The following is a 1,157-nucleotide window of genomic DNA, read 5'->3' on the forward strand; positions in this document are numbered from 1 at the left end:
CCCCCACCACACCCACCGGCACCCGACGCAACCACCCATCCACCACAAACAACGCCGCCCCCGACACCGGCGCACCAATCGGCGGTGCACCCGACCCCGCACGCAGCGACCCAGTCTTGGACGCCCAAATCGTGGTCTCCGTCGGACCGTAGACGTTGATCATCACCCGCCCCGGCGCCCACCGATCCACGAGCTCGGCCGGGCACGCCTCACCACCGATCACCAAAGCCGTCGACTCCAAACCCTTAAGTGATAACGCCGTCACGGCAGAAGGAGTCTGGGTCAACACGCTGACCCGTTCGCTAACCAGTAACGCATGGAAGTCGTCGACCGAGCGGGTCACCGACCCCGGCACCACCACCAGCCGTCCGCCGTGCAACAGCGCACCCCAGATCTCCCACACCGAAAAATCGAACGCATACGAATGGAACTGCGTCCACACCTGCCCCGGCGACAGCGCCTGGCCAACCTGGAGCGAATCGAAAAGCTGCGTCACGTTGTGCTGGGTGACCGCCACCCCTTTGGGGACACCGGTGGTGCCGGACGTGTAAATGATGTGGGCAATATTGTCGGGGTCCGGGGCGGGCAGCACGGTGCTGGGATAGGTATCGAGGGCAGGGTCGGCCACATCGATGACCAACAGGTCATAGTCGGCCAGCCGGCCCGCCAACGCGGCGGTGCTGAGCACCACAGTCGGTGCGGCATCGGTGAGCATGAATGCGATCCGCGCCTCGGGCACCGCGGGATCGATCGGCAGATACGCCGCCCCGGTTTTGAGCACCGCCAAGATCGCGATGATCGCCTCCGCGGAGCGCTGCACCAACAACCCCACCACATCGCCGGCACCCACCCCATGACCAATCAGCAAGTGCGCCAACCGATTCGAGGCCTCATCGACCTCCCGGTAGCTGTAGGACTGCCCCTCAAACACCAACGCAACCGCGTCCGGCGAGCGCCGCACCTGAGCGGCAAACAACACCGGAACCGACACCGCAGCCGCCGCCGGGGCGCTCAACGCGGCCTGGTTACTCCACACCTGCAAATCGGCGCGCTCGGCGGGATCGAGCACATCGATCGACGACAACCGCCGATCAGGATCGGCGGTCATCGCCACCAAAATCTTGCGCAACCGCCCCACCAGCGCCTCAATGCTGGCC

1 protein-coding gene is annotated in these 1,157 nt (G+C 65.6%); it reads right to left on the bottom strand.

Translation table 11 applies throughout. The annotated features are described in order from the left end of the window. A partial coding sequence (locus MSIMFI_RS26335) for an AMP-binding protein (protein WP_191499881.1) occupies positions 1 to 1,157 on the bottom strand: 1,157 nt, incomplete at both ends.

Source organism: Mycobacterium simulans (genome assembly GCF_900232995.1).
GTDB classification, from domain to species: Bacteria; Actinomycetota; Actinomycetes; order Mycobacteriales; family Mycobacteriaceae; genus Mycobacterium; species Mycobacterium simulans.